Origin of the sequence: Psychrobacter sp. AT9, from assembly GCF_047272965.1 — a bacterium.
Taxonomy (GTDB): Bacteria; Pseudomonadota; Gammaproteobacteria; order Pseudomonadales; family Moraxellaceae; genus Psychrobacter; species Psychrobacter glaciei.
The window spans coordinates 1,401,596-1,423,892 of the sequence record NZ_JBKOTW010000001.1 but is presented as its reverse complement, the minus strand read 5'-3'; the positions used below and the strand labels follow the sequence as shown (position 1 = coordinate 1,423,892).

17 protein-coding genes are annotated in these 22,297 nt (G+C 41.6%); 10 read left to right on the top strand and 7 right to left on the bottom strand.

What is annotated here, in order from left to right; all coding sequences use genetic code 11:
- Positions 1-352: 352 nt before the first annotated feature.
- Positions 353-2,050 (top strand): AMP-binding protein, encoded by a 1,698-nt coding sequence (locus ACMFL8_RS06110; protein ID WP_413190378.1) that lies wholly within the window; start codon positions 353-355, stop codon positions 2,048-2,050.
- 769 nt (positions 2,051-2,819) lie between these two features.
- Positions 2,820-4,523 (top strand): AMP-binding protein, encoded by a 1,704-nt coding sequence (locus ACMFL8_RS06105; RefSeq protein WP_194619794.1) that lies wholly within the window; start codon positions 2,820-2,822, stop codon positions 4,521-4,523.
- Positions 4,524-4,663: 140 nt separating this feature from the next.
- Here ACMFL8_RS06105 and ACMFL8_RS06100 read toward each other — a convergent pair whose 3' ends face one another.
- The 5 genes from ACMFL8_RS06100 to sohB all read right to left on the bottom strand — a co-directional run bounded on the left by ACMFL8_RS06100 (position 4,664) and on the right by sohB (position 10,405).
- A complete protein-coding gene (locus tag ACMFL8_RS06100; protein ID WP_413190377.1) occupies positions 4,664-5,533 on the bottom strand; it encodes an SDR family oxidoreductase in 870 nt (289 codons plus the stop codon).
- 109 nt (positions 5,534-5,642) lie between these two features.
- On the bottom strand, positions 5,643-6,401 hold the full coding sequence (locus ACMFL8_RS06095; protein ID WP_210540610.1) for a histidine phosphatase family protein: 759 nt from the start codon (positions 6,399-6,401) through the stop codon (positions 5,643-5,645).
- A 48-nt stretch (positions 6,402-6,449) separates the two neighbouring features.
- Positions 6,450-7,736 carry a phosphotransferase family protein gene (locus tag ACMFL8_RS06090; RefSeq protein ID WP_413190376.1) on the bottom strand — a complete coding sequence of 429 codons (1,287 nt, stop codon included), beginning with the start codon at positions 7,734-7,736 and terminating at the stop codon, positions 6,450-6,452.
- 177 nt (positions 7,737-7,913) lie between these two features.
- Positions 7,914-9,164: an acyl-CoA dehydrogenase family protein gene (locus ACMFL8_RS06085; protein WP_227676190.1), complete on the bottom strand. Its 1,251-nt coding sequence runs from the start codon at positions 9,162-9,164 to the stop codon at positions 7,914-7,916.
- A 260-nt stretch (positions 9,165-9,424) separates the two neighbouring features.
- Positions 9,425-10,405 carry a protease SohB gene (sohB, locus tag ACMFL8_RS06080; protein WP_194619802.1) on the bottom strand — a complete coding sequence of 327 codons (981 nt, stop codon included), beginning with the start codon at positions 10,403-10,405 and terminating at the stop codon, positions 9,425-9,427.
- Positions 10,406-10,782: 377 nt separating this feature from the next.
- Here sohB and aspS point away from each other — a divergent pair, with 377 nt between their 5' ends.
- The 4 genes from aspS to ACMFL8_RS06060 all read left to right on the top strand — a co-directional run bounded on the left by aspS (position 10,783) and on the right by ACMFL8_RS06060 (position 15,530).
- Complete coding sequence (aspS, locus tag ACMFL8_RS06075) at positions 10,783-12,597, top strand: aspartate--tRNA ligase (protein WP_194619804.1); 1,815 nt, start codon at positions 10,783-10,785, stop codon at positions 12,595-12,597.
- Between the two features lie 79 nt (positions 12,598-12,676).
- Entirely contained in the window at positions 12,677-13,681 is a 1,005-nt protein-coding gene (locus tag ACMFL8_RS06070) for a lysophospholipid acyltransferase family protein (protein WP_413190375.1), read from the top strand.
- A 180-nt stretch (positions 13,682-13,861) separates the two neighbouring features.
- On the top strand, positions 13,862-14,608 hold the full coding sequence (locus ACMFL8_RS06065; RefSeq protein WP_194620402.1) for a glycosyltransferase: 747 nt from the start codon (positions 13,862-13,864) through the stop codon (positions 14,606-14,608).
- A gap of 64 nt (positions 14,609-14,672) precedes the next feature.
- On the top strand, positions 14,673-15,530 hold the full coding sequence (locus ACMFL8_RS06060) for a hypothetical protein (protein WP_413190374.1): 858 nt from the start codon (positions 14,673-14,675) through the stop codon (positions 15,528-15,530).
- A gap of 11 nt (positions 15,531-15,541) precedes the next feature.
- Here ACMFL8_RS06060 and ACMFL8_RS06055 read toward each other — a convergent pair whose 3' ends face one another.
- Complete coding sequence (locus ACMFL8_RS06055; RefSeq protein WP_413190373.1) at positions 15,542-16,654, bottom strand: glycosyltransferase; 1,113 nt, start codon at positions 16,652-16,654, stop codon at positions 15,542-15,544.
- Between the two features lie 334 nt (positions 16,655-16,988).
- Here ACMFL8_RS06055 and ACMFL8_RS06050 point away from each other — a divergent pair, with 334 nt between their 5' ends.
- The 4 genes from ACMFL8_RS06050 (at position 16,989) to ACMFL8_RS06035 (ending at position 21,062) form a co-directional block, all read left to right on the top strand.
- Positions 16,989-17,990, top strand: coding sequence for a capsular polysaccharide biosynthesis protein (locus ACMFL8_RS06050; protein ID WP_413190372.1), 1,002 nt, complete (start codon positions 16,989-16,991; stop codon positions 17,988-17,990).
- 44 nt (positions 17,991-18,034) lie between these two features.
- Positions 18,035-19,201, top strand: coding sequence for a nucleotide sugar dehydrogenase (locus tag ACMFL8_RS06045; protein WP_413190371.1), 1,167 nt, complete (start codon positions 18,035-18,037; stop codon positions 19,199-19,201).
- Complete coding sequence (locus ACMFL8_RS06040) at positions 19,201-20,214, top strand: NAD-dependent epimerase (protein ID WP_413190370.1); 1,014 nt, start codon at positions 19,201-19,203, stop codon at positions 20,212-20,214. Before ACMFL8_RS06045 ends, ACMFL8_RS06040 begins: the two co-directional genes overlap by 1 nt.
- Before the next feature lie 80 nt (positions 20,215-20,294).
- A complete protein-coding gene (locus ACMFL8_RS06035) occupies positions 20,295-21,062 on the top strand; it encodes a hypothetical protein (protein ID WP_413190369.1) in 768 nt (255 codons plus the stop codon).
- 73 nt (positions 21,063-21,135) lie between these two features.
- On the opposite strand, the gene ACMFL8_RS06030 is transcribed toward ACMFL8_RS06035, so the two are convergent.
- Complete coding sequence (locus ACMFL8_RS06030; RefSeq protein ID WP_413190368.1) at positions 21,136-22,245, bottom strand: glycosyltransferase; 1,110 nt, start codon at positions 22,243-22,245, stop codon at positions 21,136-21,138.
- Positions 22,246-22,297 lie beyond the last annotated feature (52 nt).

Here is a 22,297-nt window from a genome sequence, read left to right as displayed (position 1 = left end):
ATGTACTACTCAGTATCACATACTGGTATTGTTTTAAACCATATTCATGCTAATGTATTGTTTAAATATATCGTTCTTTTGATACTTTGGTTGTAAATAACAGATTAAAAATATTCGGAATAAATACTGTTTTTGTTACCCAGCCATTTTTTCATCTTAGTTAATTATTTACCCCAAAAATAGTTAATTAGAACCATATAATAGCGAAAATTTTACCAACCAGTTGATAAATAAGGATGTTATCGCTCTTAGCGGACACCAGTCCACGTCAGCACTGATTTATTTTGTTGATGCGGATATGACTGCTTTCTCACTAAACTTTAATCTATATTAACTCGCAAGGACGCTGACTATGACGTTAAATAAACCTTGGCTTGCCCAATATCCGGCAGGCGTACCGAAGTCGATCGACCCAGATAAATATAACAGCATAGTAGAGCTATACGAAGAATGCTTTGATCGCTTCCGCATGCATCCAATGAGTATCTGTATGGGCGTTACTCATACGTATGATGACATTGACAAGGCGTCACTAGCCGTTGCTGCATGGTTACAAGCTCAAGACTTACCTCAAGGCACGGTGGTTGCGCTTATGATGCCAAACGTCCCGCAATATTTGCCGACGATGATTGGTATCTTGCGTGCCGGTTACGCCTGTACGCCTGTCAACCCCCTTTATACGGGTCGTGAGCTGCGCCATCAATTAAATGACTCAGGTGCTAAGGTTATTTTTGTGGTTGATAACTTTGCCCAAGCGCTCGAGCAAGTCATTGACGAGACCAACATTAAGCGTATTGTTCTCTCAAAAATGGGCGATATGATGGGTCTAAAAGGTATCTTAGTGAATACCATCATTCGTCAGGTAAAACGTCTCGTACCCAAATACAAGCTTGATGATCCTAAGCATGAGGTAACCAAATTCCCTGACGTCCTCAAAAAAGGTAGAAACCTGCCATTCCAAAAGCCGAAACTGTCTTTGGATAAAACGGCCTTTTTACAATATACCGGTGGTACAACGGGTCTGTCTAAGGGAACCATTTTAACTCAGCGTAATATTGTAGCCGCTGCTATGCAGTCTGAAGCATGGTTCCGCCCTATTACTTCAGAAATTAACGAGGTATACATCAATCTGGTTATGGCTTTACCGCTATATCATATTTTTGCCTCTATGCTTAGTATGTTAGGCATGCGCTCGGGCCACACTTTTATCTTGATACCTAACCCGCGAGATATACCAGGTTTTATCAAAACCTTGTCAAAACAGCCGTTCCATATATTCCCTGCCGTTAATACTTTATTTAAAGGATTGCTTGATAATCCAAACTTTAAAAATTTAGATTTTAGCACCCTGCACCTCTCACAGGCAGGTGGTATGGCAGCCACTCCGCAAACAGCCGCACGCTGGTTGGAGGTCACAGGTTGTCCAATGATTGAAGGCTGGGGTATGACTGAAGGTGTGGCAGTAGGTACTAATAACTTAGTAACTGACCGCAATTTTAACGGCACTATCGGCTTGCCACTTCCGAGTGTCGATGTCATTATGATCGATGATGATGGCAATCGTGTGGGTCTGAACCAAGCTGGCGAGATGTGTGTCAAAGGTCCTAACACAACGTCAGGTTATCTCAACAGAGACAGTAGTGATGACTTTACTAGCGATGGTTATTTCCGTACTGGTGATATCGTCAGCATGGATGAAAAAGGCTATATCACCTTATTAGATCGTAAAAAGGATATGATTTTGGTCTCAGGCTTTAACGTATATCCGAATGAGATTGAGTCTGTGATGCTCGAGTGTGACGGTATTATTGATTGTGCAGTCATTGGTATTCCTGACGAACATCAGGGCGAAGCGGTAAAAATTTATATCGTGCCAGAGGATAATAACGTCACCAAAAGTGTCATCAAAGAGTTTGCACTGGATAATTTGACCGGCTATAAATGTCCACGTCATATCGAATTTGTCAGCGAACTACCAAAGAGTAACGTCGGTAAAGTATTGCGTCAAAAATTGCGTGAAAGGCATGATGCAGATCATCCTCAGTCATAAACAAGCTGAATAGATTTACATATAGCAGTCACATAAATCCAGACATAAAAAGCGCTTCACATAAATTGTGAAGCGCTTTTTTTACTCAGCTATTCAAAATGAGGACACGCCCTAAGCTTAGAGTCTGCTGAACCTCTTGTTTTTTCTAATGAGCAAATTATCCTAACCACCAAGATAGGATTCTGTTCGGAAAAAAACATCAACAGATTGTAACAGTAACTTCAAAGCATACTCCTTGAGCGCTGCCGTTTAGAACGGCACAGGACATAAAGAAATAAGACTTAGTTATTTTTTCTGCGATATAGAACAGCTTATCCCAACTTATCTACCACTCATCCTTTTTGATTTACAACACATATGACTTCATTTATCAAATTTATATATGGACTGTGAAGTACGCTTATCATAATATCGAATTCAGTTGTAGTTGTGTTAGTGTGTTGCCAAAATATGTCAGTCAATGTTCTAAAGTTTTAATTGATAAGGTTTTTATTGAAAGTGACTTACAAGGGTTATTGAGGCATGACGATATTTTTTAAGTGACATTTTAATCATCAAATGTACTTATTTACCGTTTAATCTACAAGGCAGATCATTCTTTGTGATTGGACAAAATTGTATAAAGGCCACCGTATGTTAGCAGTCAGTTAATAGTTAGGATAGCACTCAGCACTGCATTGCTTACCATGCAATGATTTATGTTGTTGACAGGGATGTGACTACTTTCTTATAAGACCTTAACTTATATTAATATTTAAGGACGCTAAATATGACCGTGAATAAACCTTGGCTTGCTCAATATCCTGCAAGCGTACCCAAGACAATCGATCCTGATCAGTACGAAAACCTGATAGAACTCTATGAGGAATGCTTTGATCGCTTCCGTCTGCATCCAATGTCTATCTGCATGGGTGTGACACACACTTATGGAGACGTTGATAAAGCCTCACTAGCGGTTGCTGCATGGTTGCAAGCCCAAGGTATTCCCAAAGGCAGCGTGGTCGCCCTCATGATGCCAAACGTGCCGCAGTACTTGCCAACGATGATTGGTATTTTGCGCGCAGGTTATATTTGCACACCTATCAATCCGCTCTACACTGGTCGTGAGCTGCGTCATCAACTGAATGATTCGGGCGCTCAGATTATATTTGTGGTCGATAACTTTGCCCAAGCACTTGAGCAAGTCATCGATGAGACAGCCATCAAACGTATTGTCCTCTCAAAAATGGGCGATATGATGGGTCTCAAAGGGATCTTGGTCAATACGGTTATTCGTCAAGTAAAACGCCTTGTACCCAAGTACAAGCTTGACGACCCTAAGCACGAGGTAACCAAATTCCCTGACGTTCTCAAAAAAGGCAGAAACTTACCGTTTCAAGCACAAAAGACCTCTTTAGAGCAAAAGGCTATTTTACAGTACACTGGTGGTACCACAGGGCTGTCTAAAGGTGCTGTGCTGTCGCAGCGTAACGTAGTAGCAGCAGCGCTACAGTCAGAGGCGTGGTATCGCCCTGTGACTTCAGATATCAATGAAGTTTATATCAATATGGTTATGGCCCTGCCGCTCTATCATATTTTTGCTTTTATGCTTAGCCTATTGGGTATGCGTTCAGGATATACCTTTATTTTAGTACCAAATCCGCGTGATATGCCAGGCTTTGTCAAAACACTGTCAAAACAACCCTTCCATATTTTTCCTGCGGTTAATACACTATTTAAAGGCCTGCTCGATCAACCAAACTTCAAAGATCTCAATTTTAGCTCGTTGCGTATTTCGCAAGCTGGTGGTATGGCTGCTACCGAGCAAACGGCTAAACGCTGGTTAGAAGTGACTGGCTGTCCAATGGTTGAAGGTTGGGGCATGACCGAAGGTGTCGCAGCAGGTACTGCCAACGTCATCACTGACCGTAAATTCAACGGTACAATCGGCATCCCAGTCCCTAGCGTCGACATCATCGTTGTGGACGACAACGGTGAACGTTTAGGTCTACATCAAGCGGGTGAGATGTGCATCAAAGGACCAAATGTCACGTCAGGTTACTTCAACAAAGACAACAGCGATGACTTTACTAGCGATGGTTATTTCCGTACTGGCGATATCATTAGCATGGATGAAAAAGGCTACATTACCTTATTAGATCGCAAAAAAGACATGATTTTGGTCTCAGGCTTTAACGTCTTTCCGAATGAAATCGAATCTGTCATGCTCGATTGTGATGGCATTATTGATTGTGCAGTGATTGGTATTCCTGATGAAAACCAAGGGGAAGCGGTTAAAATTTATATCGTTCCTGTCGACAATAATGTTAGCAAAAGCGATATCAAAGAGTTTGCGCTAGATAATTTGACTGGCTATAAATGTCCGCGTCATATTGAGTTTGTGAGTGAGCTGCCTAAGAGTAATGTGGGTAAAGTACTGCGTCAAAAGTTACGTGAGCAGCATATGCTGGACAACCCACAAACCTTCTCATAATGAAGATAAAGCCTTACCATAAGATTTATTATTGATGTATCGCTAAATGGATGCATCAGTAATAACTCCATAATAAAAAGCCCTCTACATCATCTGTAAAGGGCTTTTTATTGTCTGAATTTATGTCAATCTAAACAGCATTAACTCAGTTTATTGAGTACTTGTAATGGTAAATGTTTCATTGCATGACTGACCATAGACCAAGGCAAGCTAGGCACGCAAGCTTCTTGAACACCCGCTTCGATTGCAGCAACCATTGCTTTGGTACCCGTATCAACATCTACTTCAAACGGTAACGGCTTGGCATTTTCGTTGATTTCAGTACGAATATAGCCTGGATAAATAGTAGAAACGTTAATCGGCAATTTGGTCAACAGCATATCAGCTCGAATGCCTTCTGCCAAATGAGCCAGCCCCGCTTTAGTCGCACCGTAGGTGGTCAGATGCCTAGGTAGACCACGCATCGCTGACATACTCGATATCACCACCAAATGACCACTATTCTGTGCTCGAAAAATATCCATGGCGGCTTCACACTGTGCCAGCGCTGAAATAAAGTTAATCTCAGCAGTGCGACGATTGGTCTCAAAACGCCCTTTACCGATACGGCGACTCTCACCGACACCAGCATTGACCACAACACGGTCAATACTACCAAAGTCAGCGGCAAAAGCATCGAAAACCTCAAAAACTGCATCGTAGTCACTGACGTCTAATACTCGATATTCAACGCGAATATTGGGATAAGCTGCCATCAACTCTGACTTCAAGCTCTCTAAGCGCTCAGTACGACGGGCACAGATAGCGAGGTTGTAGCCAAGCTTGGCAAACAGTCGAGCCATGCCCTCGCCTAAGCCTGAACTAGCACCGGTGATTAAAATGGTTTTATCACGTCCTACTTGCTGCTTATTTAAGCCTTTAAGATAGCGTGACGGTTGAATCGCACTCAATACCTGCTGCTGACTTTGCTTAGTACCTTTTGTGACTAAGCTCATTAATTGGTTTTTCATAAACAATCCTTTGTATATCGATAACGAAATAGCTTTAACACGCCCTAACCACTAAATCGCGGTCATGTATTCAGCGCCTTGTATGTCGCCAAAATAACAGTTTTCTCGTCTATCGCCAAGTGACAAAGCGTTTTCCGTCAGCAAACAAGTGACTATATTCATTAAGAGACATTAGGCGTGTACTCTGATCTTTTAGCGTAATAGACGTCACCCCTGTATTGACCAAGCTTTTATTGAGCTGATAAGCAGTCTGGCTACCTTGCTGCAATAGCTGCGCGGTAATAGCAGCGATCACGCCGCCTGAGGTAAAGACTAATACTGTACTATGGTGATCTAAGCTTAAGCTCGCCACTTGCATACGTATTTGCTCAACTGCTTGTTGGGCACGGCTGCTAAACTGTGACCAACTCTCAAGATAGTCACGGTCATCATCACCCGCATGCCAGCGCTGCATCGCTCGATCGAACAGTTCAGCTAGACGCGTCGCTGGAACATCTGCCTTTGCAAGTTCAATCGCAATGGCTGCTTTACTAGCAAAAGCAGGATTGGATTTGACCAATACATCTTTATGATTAAACTCATCAAACTGCGGAATGATGTAGCTGTCAGGCTCATTTATATCGAGTGCGGCTAAAATGGGTGCCTCGTTGCTATTATCCATAGAGGACTGGTAGCTCTCCCAAAAATGTCGTGCCGAGTCTTGCTGCCGTACTAAGCTGCCACTAAAGATAGCGTCGATTCTGCGCTGAGTCGTCGCATAATGCTGACCGAGCATCTGCGCTTGAATACTGCCTAGCTCTGAGAGCTGATCATAATTTTCTTGTCCAAATGACGCTTGACCATGACGTGCCAAAAGTATGGTTGTCATAAATAATCCCTTTTGATTGTATTCACTAAATGGCTGCTTTTAAGAAAATTAATGGTCAGAGGCATCCGTACTTTTAGCAAAATAGCCTTTTGGTAAAATACCTTTGACCACTTTTTGTACTGGGCTTGGTAGCTGTTCAATCGTTTGTGCGTCGACACCCATGTCTTTTAGATGCGGCTGTACATGAGTATTGAACAGCATCTCACCTTCATACTGCGCTATCAGCTTAAGACATTTAGCGTGTAATACATGGACGATAAGCCAAAAATTCTTAAAGGCTGGATTGGTCGTTTGTTTATTATAGTAGCGATAGTAAATTTGCTGGACAATGCCCGCCAGACGGAATAGACCAAACACTTCATAAAAGGTCCAGTTGGCTATCTCTAAGCCCGTCTTTTCAAGATAATAGTCGACCACTTCATCACGGGTCATCATACCTTTTAGATGTGTTGGCTGACGGCGTGACTGCTGCATGACGATGTTGTCATCTGCTTCAATCCAGTAAGCCAAAGCGCTGCCCAAATCCATCAAAGGATCGCCAAGAGTTGCCATTTCCCAATCGAGTACACCAATCACTTTGGTCGGGTCGTCAGCTGCCAAAATCACATTATCAAAGCGCCAATCGTTGTGAATAACGCAAGTTTTGCTATCAGCAGGCGTGTGCTTGCCAAGCCATTGTCGTACCAGTGCAAAGCTTGGTACGTTAGGCGTTTTTGCTTTGACATAACGTTTATCCCAGCCCGTGACTTGGCGCTCACAATAACCGTCACCACGACCCAGCGTAACCAAATCAGGATGTTCGGTATAATCCACTTGATGCAATTCAACCAAAGCGTCAATCACATTGGTACATAATGTACGGGTCTGCGCTTCGTCTAAATCAATGCCTTTGGGTAAATTGGCACGAGGAATGATACCTTCCATGCGCTCCATGACATAAAAATCGGCACCAATGACAGTTTCATCGGTACATAAGGCAATCATCTTGGGTACATAGGGATAAGCATCTTTTAATGCTTTTTGTACGGTATATTCGCGTACCATATCGTGCGCTGACTTGGCTTTAGTGCCTTTTGGTGGACGACGCAAGATTAAATCTTGGCTCTCGCCTTCACCCTCATATTGCAGACGATACGTCCAGTTTGACGCGCCGCCTGAAAATTGCGTGACCGTTGGCTCGCCTTTTATATCGACACCTTGCTCACGTAGCCAATTGCTGACTGCTTGGGCGTCGAGCTCTTCGCCCTCGCGGACATCACCGCCTTTATCAAGTACTTTATTATTAGTTGCGCTGTTTGTCATGCCAGTATCGTTGGCATGGTTATCAGTTGCCATGAGACATTCCTTATCATGTGGTCATTTATTTTTATAACATATATGAGTGATGAAATATGAGTGATGAAAAATTCACTATCAAATATTGATAGTGAACTTTTCATTGGGTTTTACGTCAGGCCTATTATTAAACGAATGGCGATTGAAGCCGATGACTACGTTGGTTAGCAAGCACAATTATGCTTTGGCAGGTTTAGACGGACGGCTAAAACCTTGGCGCTTGAGCTCTAACTTAGCAATCATGGTTTTGTGCACTTCATCAGGGCCATCCGCTAAACGTAATACACGTGCTTGCGCATAAAAGCTTGGCAGCATCGTATCTTGGCAAACGCCCATTCCACCATGAATTTGAATCGCCATATCAACCACTTCTTGCAACACCGTCGGCGCAACCACTTTAATAGCAGAAATTTCAGTCAATGCGGCTTTTGTACCTTGCGCGTCCATTTTTTGCGCGGCATACAAAGTCAGCAGACGTGCTTGGTCAATCTTGATACGCGCTTCAGCGATACGCTCAAAATTGCCACCCAACTGTAATAATGGTTTGCCAAAGGCCGTACGTGACATGCCACGCTTAACTGCCAACTCTAGAGATTTTTCAGCAGCGCCAATACAACGCATGCAATGATGAATACGACCTGGCCCTAGACGACCCTGCGCAATCTCAAAGCCCATACCGGGTCCACCGATAAAGTGACTGACCGGCACGCGTACATCATTAAAGCTGACTTCGCCATGACCATGCGGTGCATCATAATCACCAAATACTTTGAGCATACGCTCGATATTGACACCCGCTGTTTTCGCTGGCACCAATACCATAGAATGCTGCTGATGACGACCTTTGCTCTCATCAGGGGTGTAAGCCATCACAATCAGCACATCGACCGCAGGATCGCCAAGACCAGATGACCACCATTTGCTGCCATTGATAATAATCTCATCACCATCAACTACGGCTGTGGCTTGCATATTGGTCGCATCGCTTGAAGCAACATCAGGTTCTGTCATACAAAAAACCGAACGAGTTTTACCCTCTAAAATCGGCATCATCCATTTGTCTTGCTGCTCTTGCGAGCCATAGCGCCACAACAATTCCATATTGCCGCTATCAGGAGCATTACAGTTAAATACATAAGGCGCAAGTAAACTGCGACCGGTCAACTCTGCAATGGGTGCGTAATCGGTCACTGAAAGCCCAGCACCTAAAGTATCATCGGGTAAGAATAGATTCCACAAACCCGCTTCGCGTGCTTGTTTACGCAGGCTTTCGTACTTTTCTGGCCACTGCCAGTTTTTCCAATTGCCATCCGGATTTTGCGCATGGCATTCTTGCCAAAACTGCGCTTCGATCGGCTCGATTTGGGTTTCGATAAATGCTTTGACTTTGGCGTGCATGGCTTGACCATGTTCTGTTGCCGTAAACATCAATGTATTATCAGACATAGGTGACATCCTTTTCTTTGTTGATTATTTTCATCAACCTTTGATTAAAAAGTTGATGGAATCTTTATAGTGTACGTACGTATACTGTCTTCTGTATGCATCATTTATAACACAGCAATTATTATTAAACAGCAAAAAGGCGCGACCAGCTAGGACACGCCTTTTACAAAACACAAACAATGCATCAATAAGAATCGAAACCCTAAAATACTATATATTCATTAATACAATGATATCTAACGCTATTTTAGGATATTTAAACGACTGTTAAAATCAAAACGTGCTAACGCATCCGGCAGCTTATTAATTGCCAAGCTTACGGTCGCTTCTGCCGCTTGAGCCAATCCTAATTTTTCAGCGAGGGTTGGTTTTTGGCGTGAATGCAATGCGTATACTTCATTGTCTTCCATACGTTCTAAAATATAGCTGTCTGACGTTTGCAAGCTATCGATCAAATTAAGTTTTAATGCATCTTCGCCATACCAATGCTCTCCAGTGGCCACTTTTGCGACATCCAATGTTGGACGATAGTTATTCACAAAATGTTTGAATAGCTCGTGCGTCTGCTCCAGCTCTTCTTGATATTTGGCACGATCTTCGGCATCGTTTTCTCCAAAGACAGTGACTGTGCGCTTGTAGTCGCCAGCGGTAAACATCTCATAATCGACGTCATGGTTTTTGAGCCATTTATGGAAGTTTGGCAATTGTGATACCACACCGATTGAGCCAATAATGGCAAATGGTGCCGCCACTACCTTATCTGCGACGCACGCCATCATATAGCCACCGCTCGCTGCAACTTTATCGACACAGACAGTTAGCTTTAGACCAGCGTCTTTTAAGCGAACCAATTGCGCTGCCGCTAACCCATAACCATGCACCAAACCACCGCCGGATTCAAGACGCACCACTACCTCATCACCTTTGTTAGCCGCACTGATTAACGTACTGATTTCTTCGCGCAGATGCTTAACTGCGGTTGCTTTGATATCACCATCAAAGTCGAGAACGAAAACTTGTGACTTATCATCGGCATTTTTTTTCTTATTTTTGGTTTTTGCTTTTAATGCCTGTTTGGCTGTTTTAGCCATCGTTTTTCTGAACTGCTTAAGAGCCGCTTTACCTTGCGTGGCTTCCATCAAGTCTTCACGGCGTTGTTCTTGGTTTTTATTCAAATGAATAACCCGCAATTCAACAGGATTTTTGGCAGGATGAAAAAGCATGAGCAGTATTCCTTACATTATTGAGATAACTTTATTGAAATAACTTTAATAGGATCAATAGGATTTTATAAGTGAGCTTGATATGTGCACAGTGGCTCATGTTTTCAAGCAAAATGACAATATTTAACCCAATGCAGATGTTACGGGATAAATACCCTCGATACCGAAGCATTCCTGCGTTTTGATTGGACTCAGCTGGTTGTATAACAAGGGCAGATTAGGCATAATATGCGTTTATATCATATTTTCTGCAGCCAACGTGATGACCATTTGTCTTAATCGCGTTGTTTGTGCTTTTTTTTGCGCATCGCTTGAATCGTGCAACAATGGCTGCATTATTGTATTTCGAATTGGGCTGACAACTGGATAATTATATTATGACGCATAGCGAATACCGAGACGAATATTGCGGAGCCGTAACCGAAAGCTTACTTGAGCAAACCATTAATATCGTAGGCTGGGTACATCGTCGTCGCGATCACGGTGGCGTAATTTTCTTAGACATGCGTGACCGCGCGGGCATCTTGCAGGTCGTCATTGACCCTGATACCCCAGAAGCTTTTGCGATTGCTGATGCCGTACGTCCTGAATATGTGCTAAAAATTACTGGCCGTGTACGTCGCCGTTACGAAGGTACTGAAAACAATAGCATGACCAGTGGTCAAATTGAGCTATTGGCTAAAGAAATTGAAGTGTTGGCGAAATCTGAAACACCGCCATTCCCATTGAATGACGAAAAAACCACAGTTTCAGAAGACTTGCGTCTAAAATATCGTTATCTTGATATGCGCCGTCCGCAAATGCAAGAGCGTATGGTTTTCCGCGCCAAAGCGACCTCAGCGATTCGTCGTTATTTAGACGATCATGGTTTCTTGGATGTTGAAACCCCTATTCTGACACGTGCGACGCCAGAAGGTGCTCGTGATTATCTTGTGCCTTCACGTACACGCCCAGGTAACTTCTTTGCATTACCGCAGTCGCCACAGCTGTTTAAGCAATTGTTAATGGTGTCAGGTTTTGACCGTTATTATCAAATCGCTAAATGCTTCCGTGATGAAGATTTACGTGCCGATCGTCAGCCTGAATTTACTCAGGTGGATATTGAGACTTCTTTCTTAAATGAAGAAGAAATCATGAACATCAACGAAGGTCTAATCAAGCATTTGTTCAAGACTATGATGGACGTTGAGTTTGAGCAGTTCCCTCGCATGACTTACGCAGAAGCAATGCGTGATTATGCTTCAGACAAACCTGATTTACGTATTCCACTAAAACTGGTCGACGTTGCAGATTTGATGAAAGATGTTGACTTCAAAGTGTTCGCAGGTCCTGCTAACGATCCTAAAGGTCGTGTTGCAGCTCTACGTATCCCTGGCGGTGCTTCGATTAGCCGTAAGCAAATCGATGCCTATACCAAGTTTGTCGGTATCTATGGCGCACGTGGTTTGGCTTATATCAAAGTCAATGACGCTAGCAGCGTCAACAATGGCGTTGACCAAGAATCTGGTCTACAATCTCCTATCATCAAAAACATGACCGATGATGTATTGGTAAGCTTGATTGAGCGTACTGGTGCAGAAGACGGCGATATTATCTTTTTTGGTGCGGATAAAGCCAGTGTCGTCAATGACGCAATCGGCGCTCTACGTCAAAAAATTGGTCTAGACCTTGAAATGACGACTTGTGAATGGGCACCACTTTGGGTGACCGACTTCCCAATGTTTGAAGAGACTGACGATGGTCGTTGGACGTCAATGCATCATCCGTTCACCAAGCCTAAAGGCTCAGTTGAAGAGTTGAAAAACAACCCAGAATCGGCCCTATCTATCGCATATGATATGGTATTAAACGGTACTGAAGTGGGTGGTGGTAGCTTACGTATCAATACCTTTGATATGCAGCAAGCCGTACTTGAAGCTTTAGGTATCGGCGAGCAAGAAGCTGAAGATAAGTTTGGTTTCTTACTTGATGCATTGAAATTTGGTGCGCCACCGCATGGCGGTTTAGCCTTCGGTTTGGATCGCCTAATTATGCTTATGGTAGGCGCAGAGTCTATTCGTGACGTGATTGCCTTCCCAAAAACTAAAACTGCTGAGTGCCCATTAACCCAAGCCCCTGCTGAAGTTGATAGCAAGCAGCTACGTGATCTTGGTATTCGTGTGCGCGAAAAAGCTCAGGCTGATGCCAAATAACCTGCTTAATAACTGGTCTCATGATGCTCAGATCTGTTTTACATTGTTTGTTACATGATTCATCACCATGCGAATGGTCATGAATCCGTATCATATTTTCAAATTCGTGCCATTACCTGTATTGCAGATATTGGCACGTTTTGTTGCGTGGGTGATTATAAAAATACCCAGTCTGAGTATCATGCGTACCGTCAATATTAATATAGCACTGACCCGCCACGAGTTACCAGACAATGAAAAACGATCCTTAGTCAAAGATATTATTTACCACCAATGTATGACCAGTATTGAGTCTATCAAAAGCTGGGCAATGCCACCTGAGTGGAGTATCGCTCAAATACAAGATGTGCATAACAAAGACATTCTTTTAGAAGGACTGGCTAGCCCGAATGGTATGCTCGCCATCGTACCGCATTTGGGTACGTGGGAGATGATGAATGCTTGGCTCAATCAATTTGGCTCACCAACCATCATGTACAAGCCCGTTAAGGGTAATATAACTGATGACTTTATACTGCAAGGTCGATCACGCCTCAATGCAACACTAGTACCCACTGATGGTAGCGGTGTCAAAGCCATATTCAAAACCCTCAAACAAGGGGGCTTTAGCATTGTATTGCCCGATCATGTTCCTGACCCTTCAGGCGGTGTTGTCGTACCGTTCTTTGGTGTTAAAACGTTAACCAGTACTCTCGCATCCAAACTCGCTAGCAAGACCAAATGTGCGTTGGTCGGCTTATCTTGTATCCGCCGTGACGATGGTCGTGGTTTTGATATTTATTGTTATAAACTCGATAATCCAGCCTTATATGACCGTAATTCCGAAACAGCAGCTCATGCGCTCAATCAGTCTATGGAGCACATGATTAAAGACAACTGTAGCCACTATATGTGGGGCTATCGACGTTTTAAGCGCATCCCAACTTTAGGCAATCCCTACCGTGCTAATGAAACAGTATTGGCAGATTTCATTCGTGCCAATCGAGATCATTTATCTTTGTCTGCTGCCTCGTTAGCGACCAAATCATTACCTCCTGATAGTGACGCTAATCACAAAAATGTACTAAACGAGAATCAGCAGTAATAACCATACAAATTTTTGAACGTTTAAACATATCGTCAATGATAGCTGTGCTAACATTGACTCATACTTTTATGCCTTTTGCTTTTGAGAGTAACATTTTTTCATTCACATCAATACGAGTGCACTATGGTAACTGACGTAGCCGAAAATTTATCGACAAATCACCCGCAAAAAGACACCATGCGTGCTGGACAACGGTATATTATTTGTATGAAATGGGGCGATAAGTACGGCCCTGAATACGTCAATCGTCTGTATAACATGGTCAATCGCCATTTAACATTAGATTTTCAGATGATCTGCTTAACCGATGACAGTACAGGTATCGACACTGCTATTGCCTGTTACCCTATACCTGAAATGGATTTACCAGATGGTCCTGAACGTGGCTGGAAAAAACTGACGACTTTTAAGCCAAATTTATATGATCTAAAAGGGGTAGCGCTATTTTTAGATATCGATATCGTTATCGTTGATAATATTGATAGTTTTTTTACTTATAAAGCCAAATATAATGATAGCGTCGTCATTATCCGTGACTGGAAAAAACCATGGCGGATGATTGGTAACAGCTCGGTCTATCGCTTTAATATTGGTATGAATACCTATCCCGACTTGCTGGCAAACTTTGAACGTAACTTTGAGACCATTCGTACCCAAGTTCGTCACGAGCAAGCCTATCTATCCAACTACTTACATGAATATCACCACTTAGAGTATTGGGATAAGACATGGTGCGTTAGCTTCAAATACCAATGTATCGCGCCCATTCCCTTTAACCTAGTGCGTAAACCTACTTTGCCTGATGATGCAAAAATCGTTATTTTTCATGGTGAGATCAATCCACCAGACGCCATTGCTGGCGGCGGCGGTAAATGGTATCGACATGTAAAACCAAGCCCATGGTTAAAGAATCACTGGCAATGATCGTTTAAATAATAACGATATTTGAAATCAACTACTGGGAAGAAGTCAACTACTAGGAAATAGTATGGCGCTATACTTGAGGTTACCTGCTACGGCTAGGTTTAATATTGATAATGAGCTCATCGTTATCGATGCTTTTAATGCCAATGAGCCAGAGCAAAGCCTGCACAAGAAAAACGTTAATATTATCGCCTCAGGCCCCTCTATACAACAACTACCATTATTAGAGCTATTGGACACGCCTACTATCTTTGTCAATGGTAGTATCAGTCTAACTGAGAAATATTGCTTCACCGATATCGTCGGCTATGTCATTAGCGATGCGCGCTTTATCCACCATCAACCTGAGATTTTACAGCAGTATTATACTGGTCAACCTCTGTATGCAACGCTAGCTGTGTTTGAAGCGATGGCAACAGCCCTTCCCAATATCATGCGGACTTACCATCACGTCATGCGTGTGTTGTATCCAGTAGACAGACCATGGGGCGTCAAATCAAATAAGCTGTCATTTAGTAAGCTGATTTTTAAGAAAAAGCTACTAAATAAGAAAATGCCGTTATCATACTTTATCAACCATCCAGATTTTATTATTGATGACAGCTATAGAGCAGTTAATATCGGCGTATCTCTAAATATTACGCATGGCTTTGTAGAGGCAGGAACTGTCGCTTATGTGGCCACGCAGTTGGCTTTCTCACGTCATGCGGCTACTATCCACTTATACGGCATCGATTTGCTCAACAGTGAGCAGCCACGCTTCTACGAAAACAAGAACAACAGCGCCCCAAGTATGCTTAGTAAGGTCATGAGCGAGCGCATTGTACCTTCGTTTAACTTGCTAAGTAGAACTTATAAGTCGCATGGTGTCTCCGTCATTAATCACTCCCCTGTCTCCAAAACCCTATTCGATGATCTCTAATACTTATTACCTCATGAATTCAACACTGAACCAAACGCTAAGTATTGCTGGGCGATGTGATTCGGCAGTAGTTGCTGATTTAGCGGTACTATATAGTGTGTTGGATCGTCTATTGTCTGATCGATGAGCATAGCCAACCCATCAATGTCATCTACTGGTACTAAGCTCTTAGCGGGTAACAGCTCCCTTGGACCAAACGGGCAATCAGTACTTATTACAGGTACGTCTAACGCTTGCGCCTCAACGATGGTATACCCAAAACCCTCAAACTTAGAGCTCATTATCAGCAAAGCCGCTGAGTCAATCAATGGATAAGGATTGGCTTGAAAACCAAGAAACTTCACACAATCGTCAATGCCAAGCGCCGTAGCTAACTGTTTAATCTCACTCTCCAGCATCCCCTTACCCACCAAGACTAAAGGATAGCGCCGTGCTGTTTTGGCATAGGCATGTAGTAAGTCGTGATGACCTTTCATGCTATCGAACGAGGCAACGTGAATCATATAGCCTTTATACGTTATACCGAATTGGCTGAGCGCTAACGATTGCTTGGCGGCTTTTTGTATGTCATCGACAGCGCAAGGATTATAGATGGTCGTCGTCTTATTCACATTGCCTATCAGTGCCAATAAATCCTGACGCGCCCCATCGCTGACGCAGCTACACGGATGGGCGCCATAGACCATTTTTAGATGATTTATAGTCTGTACCGGCGCATCTAATAATAGATTCTGAAACTGCTTAGATAGCGCCGTGTGTAGTACATTTACGATATTTGGTAATCGACTATATGCCATAATCCAGTTTATTTTATAGATGTTGGTCAATATCAGATCTGGTGTTCCTATTTGACTCAGTACATAATCATCGATACGCCTAGCGACTGCTTCATAGGCCTGTGCTTGGTTAGATTGTGGCTCGATATTTTGCTCAGAAAACACCTCGTCATATGGCACTACATGATATTGAACACGTGAATCTAATGGCATATCTTGAGTATATTCGAGACAAAGCACATGAACGTCATAGGTTAAATCAGCATAAGCACGTGCCAGAGTCGTGACCATGCGCTCAGCGCCGCGACCTTCCAGCGCCTTTAGCATTAGTAGAATAATAGGTGGCATCAGAGTCTCAGCTCACAATTTTGTTGAGGTATAAGTAGGAAGGATCAGCCAAATGAGTGTATCAATAGTCATAATTATTGCAGCGTTCTGACTTTATATGCTAGTCTCATCTACCTTTAGACCTTTGCTTTTATTGCTTGAAGGATAGTCATGGCTTGCCTGATTTCCCATAGCATAACAAACCATAGCATAGCAAAATAATCATCAATTTTTATTGTATAAACCAACTAAACCTTGTCAATACTCATATCAACAAATATCATCGCTGGATTGATGTAGCTAATACAAACATCAGCGTGTTGATAGAACATGTTTACAAAAAATAGGATCAGTCATGAAGCAACCTGACGAGAAAACATTAGATGTTGTCATCGCCTGGGTGGATGGTGCAGATCCCATGCTCAAACAAAAGAGAGAAAGTTATAAATCAGGCAAAGTAGTCGCTTCAGATGCGATCACGGCCACGCGTTTCGCTAGTGACGACGAGATATACTATAATATAGCGTCTATCATTAAATACGTGCCTTTTTGTCGTCATATATATATTGTCACCGACCAACAACGACCAGCATTCATCGATGATTTTGCCAAGCAAAATATCTGTTCAGTAGATAAAATACGTATTGTGGATCATAAAGAGATGTTCGTTGGTTACGAGCAGTTTTTACCCACTTTCAATACCCGATCGATTGAGACGATGATATGGAATATTAAAGGACTGTCTGACTATTTCATCTATATGAATGACGATTTCTTTTTTAATCAGCCCGTGAGGATCAATGACTTTTTGGACGGTGAAAAAATTATCATTCATGGACAGTGGCGTAAAAGTGCTGCATTAAATGCCAAGCTTAATTTTCGAAAATCTCGCTTCAAACTGTTTGGAACACCGATACAACCGAGGCACACGATAGCGCAAATGTTAAGTGCTAAAATACTTGATATGGATAAATTTTTTGAGATTCATCACTATCCTCATATTGTCGATAAAAATATTTTAAAAGCCCATTTGTTGGATAATCCTCAATTATTGACAGAGCAAATAAAGTACAAATTCAGAAATGTTGCGCAAGTAAACCCCATAACACTGATGAATCATTTAAAAATCCAAAAAGGCCAAGCCGAGTTGAAACCCGATACGTCTATCAACTATCTAAAAAATGAGAAGGGTGTCGAGGACTTTATAACCGATTTGCACAAAAAGTCTATTAAATATGGGTGCATACAAAGTCTGGATTTACTTGAAGCGAACTCCTATCAAAAAATCACCACTGCTATGGTGCAAAAATTCTCAGCTTATTTACCCTCGTCATTATTGTTAAATGGCAATAAATAGCAATAAACTTAAAATAATAAACAAAAGACAACTTTGGATATATTATGAAAATAGCAGTAGTAGGTACAGGCTATGTAGGCTTATCAAATGCAATGCTATTGGCACAGCACAATGAAGTCGTCGCTGTCGATATTATTCCTGAAAAAATAGACCTATTAAATGCAAAACAATCTCCAATTGAAGATGAAGATATTGAAGACTTTCTATCGCATAAAAATCTCAACTTTTCTGCGACACTTGATGCTGCGACAGCCTATGAAGAGGCTGATTTCATCATCGTCGCAACGCCGACCGATTATGATACCAAAACCAATTATTTCAATACATCAACGGTAGAAGCAGTGATTGAGCAAGTACTTCTAGTCAATCAGCAAGCGACTATTATTATAAAATCTACCGTGCCCGTTGGCTATACCGCTAGTATCAGAGAGCGCTATGCCACTGATCGTATTATTTTCTCGCCTGAGTTTTTGCGAGAAGGCAAAGCACTACACGACAATCTTTACCCTTCTCGAATCATCGTAGGCGCACAGTCTGAACAGGCACATCAGTTTGCTGAGTTATTGCTTGAAGGCGCAGTCAAAAAAGAGGTACCGCTACTATTTGTAGAATCAACTGAAGCTGAAGCCATTAAACTGTTTTCCAATACCTACCTAGCCATGCGCGTGGCCTATTTCAATGAGCTCGATACTTACGCACAAACCTTTGGGCTTGACACCAAACAAATCATAGAAGGTATCGGCTTAGACCCACGTATAGGTAACCATTATAACAATCCGTCATTTGGCTATGGCGGCTACTGCCTACCCAAAGATACTAAGCAGCTATTGGCAAATTATGATGAGGTGCCAAGCAACCTTATAAAGGCTATTGTCGATTCTAATAGAACTCGCAAAGACTTTATTGCTGATAAAATTATCGAAAAACGGCCAAAAATCGTGGGCATACATCGACTGGTCATGAAAAGTGGATCAGACAATTTTAGAGCTTCTGCGATACAAGGTATTATGAAGCGCATCAAGGCAAAAGGTATCGAAGTCGTTGTTTATGAGCCTGCACTGCAAGAGAGTGAATTTTTTAATTCGCGAGTTATTCAAGATTTAGAAGCATTCAAATCGATGAGTGATATCATCGTGGCAAACCGCCTATCTGCTGACATACAAGATGTCTCTGATAAAGTATTTACAAGAGACCTATTCGGGAGCGACTGATGAAAGTTTTAGTCACGGGTGCTGCAGGCTTTATTGGTTTTCATTTGATCAAAGCGCTACTGGAAACAGACTTATCTGGTAAAGACCACTTTATCGTTGGTATTGATAATCTTAACGATTATTATGAAATAGGCCTAAAAGCAGAGCGTTTAGAGATATTAAATAGCGTATCAACACCAGAAAACTTTACGTTCATTAAGTTAGATCTTGCTGATCGCGATGCTATGTCAAACCTTTTCTCTGATTATCAGTTTGATACGGTTATTAATTTGGGTGCCCAAGCAGGCGTACGCTACTCTATCGAAAACCCAAACGCCTATATTGATTCAAACGTGGTTGGCTTTGTTAATATACTTGAGGGCTGCCGTCACCACAATATCAAGCATTTAATCTATGCCAGCTCTAGCTCTGTCTATGGTATGAATATCAAACAGCCATTTACGACTGCTGATTGTGTTGACTTTCCTATCAGCCTATATGCCGCTACCAAAAAATCGAATGAGCTCATGGCGCATAGCTACAGTCATTTATACAATATCCCTACGACAGGATTAAGGTTCTTTACGGTTTATGGTCCTTATGGTCGACCTGATATGGCGTATTTTTCTTTTACCAAAAAAATTCTGGCTGGTGAACCCATTGATATCTACAATAACGGTGATATGCAGCGTGATTTTACTTATATTGATGATATCGTCAAAGGCGTCATTCGCATAATGAATAGAATACCCTCTCCCCAGTATTCTACTATCACTACAGCGACTGCCCCATACAAGATTTACAACATTGGTAACAATCAACCAGTCACTTTGCGGCGCTTTATAAGTGCTATCGAAGACGCTTGTGGCAAAAAAGCTCAGGAAAATCTATTACCGATGCAAGCAGGTGACGTGCCGATTACTTATGCGGACATAGATGAGCTGGTAGATGATATTGGCTTCAAGCCTGAAACCAGTATCGAAGACGGTATTGAAAAATTTGTCGCTTGGTATAAACAATATTATTCAGTTTGAATAAGTAATTATCTCTAAAACCCGTGTTATAGATGTTAAAGCTTTAATATCGTTGTATTTTCTCAAAGGATTTTGATGACATGACCACACCTTCTAATTGGCAAAGAAAATTGCTACTCATGTTTCGAAGTGAAAAAAGGTTGAATGCGAGTAAGGTTGTCAAAAATTATAGGGGCAAAAGCTTCAATGAGATGAAAGCAACGATTATTACTGAGTCATTGTGCGATATTGAGGCACTAACAAATAAGCGTAAAAGTACAGACTTAGAAACCCATTTAAACAATTTAAAGTATCAATCATTAGGAGAGTCTGAACTCTGCTTTTATCACAATACGCTTATTATATTGATGCGCCGTAAATACAAAATAGATAAAACATTTACTGAATTTGAGAGGCTCTGGGAGGCTGAAAGCAATTATCTATTGCAGCACCTATCTTTACGCTGGATTGTTTCCGCCTGCGATACGTTTGTTGACCATTCAGACAATGCTCATAGAGCGGCTATTTTGATGAATGTCGTGACTCTAATGAATACCTTGCGAACCTATGAGACCAAAAACTTTTTACAAACACCTCCGGGTGCTGAACCCATACCATTATTAGATGAAAAAACCGACATACTGTATGCCGGCGATTTGTCTCTATATGATGGCCTTACCTATTTTCGTATCGGCACTGATGACAGCTTAAGGAATATGCGAAAACGATATAGTAAATTTCAAAAAATTGATAAAATGGCCACAAGCATGCTATTAGCGGTATTTGAAAAACTGCAAAATAATGGTAGTGCTTTTGCCACTCTACGACAACTACATAAAGATGATTGGTCTAAATGGTGGTTGGATTAATATAGAGCTCTTTTGTTCTGATCTATAGTAAATTTTATATGTAGTTGAATTCAAATTAATAAGTAAGAAGCAGCTAATCACTTTTAGTCATGAACGCTATATATTGTTGAGCAATTTTAATTGGCAATAGCTCATCATCAAACGAAGACTGATAGATATCAGCATTAGCCATCGCCTCATCCATCTTCTTAGCTAAAGCGTCAATATCTCCTACGGAAACAAGGTTATATGGCGGTAACAACTCTCTTGGACCTGATGGGCAATCTGTACTAATAACAGGTGTTCCTAAAGCCAATGACTCAGCAATAACACGTCCAAACCCCTCAAATACTGAAGATAAAACCATAAACCTTGCTTTTTGAATATAAGGATATGGGTTTTTCTGAAAACCTAGAAAATGCACATTGTTATCTAGACCTAGAGAAGTGGTTAACTCTTTCATTGATTCTAATAAAGCACCCTCGCCCAATAATAGAAGTGGGAGTGTCTTACTGGTTTTTGCATAACTCTTAAGTAATACTTCATGAGCTTTCTGTGTCTTAAAACTGCCAACATGAATAATATAATCATCAAATTCTGGTTTAAATTCTGATGCCGACTCCATGATTTGTATTTGATCAATTGGGTTATATATTGTCGTTGTATTTGTAACAGCTAAGGTAGATTGAAAGTCTTTTTCAACACCTTGACTAACACAGATACAAGGATGCCGAGAATAAATATTACTTAATTTTTTCTCTCCTACTTTTTTACCTTCGCTTCTAAACAACTCGATTTTTTTAGAAATAGTATTCCTAATAATATGTGCAATATTAGGTAGATTACTGTGACGCATGACCATATCAGCTTTATCTAAATTCGATAACGTCAATATCGGTATGCCAATTTCCTTAGTCACATACTTGTCTAACATTTTTGCAAAATACCAGTGTCTAAGAGGCTTAGTAGGTACAGATTTATAGGCATTCAGATCCAGCTGATGATAAAAGAGATTATCACTGAGCTCGTAGGCTACTTTAGATTTGAATCGCAAAATATGGACTTCATAACCTAACTCATAAAAACCTTGTCCAAGAGTCAAAACAGACCGCTCAGCGCCGCCACCTTGAAGACAATTGATAACTAGTAGTACTTTTTCTTTTTTATTGAAGTCTTCTTTTATCTGGGTAGTAGTATTAATCATTTATTAAATATTCTTAGAAATAGTTGTTATGAATTTAAAGGTGACGTGATTT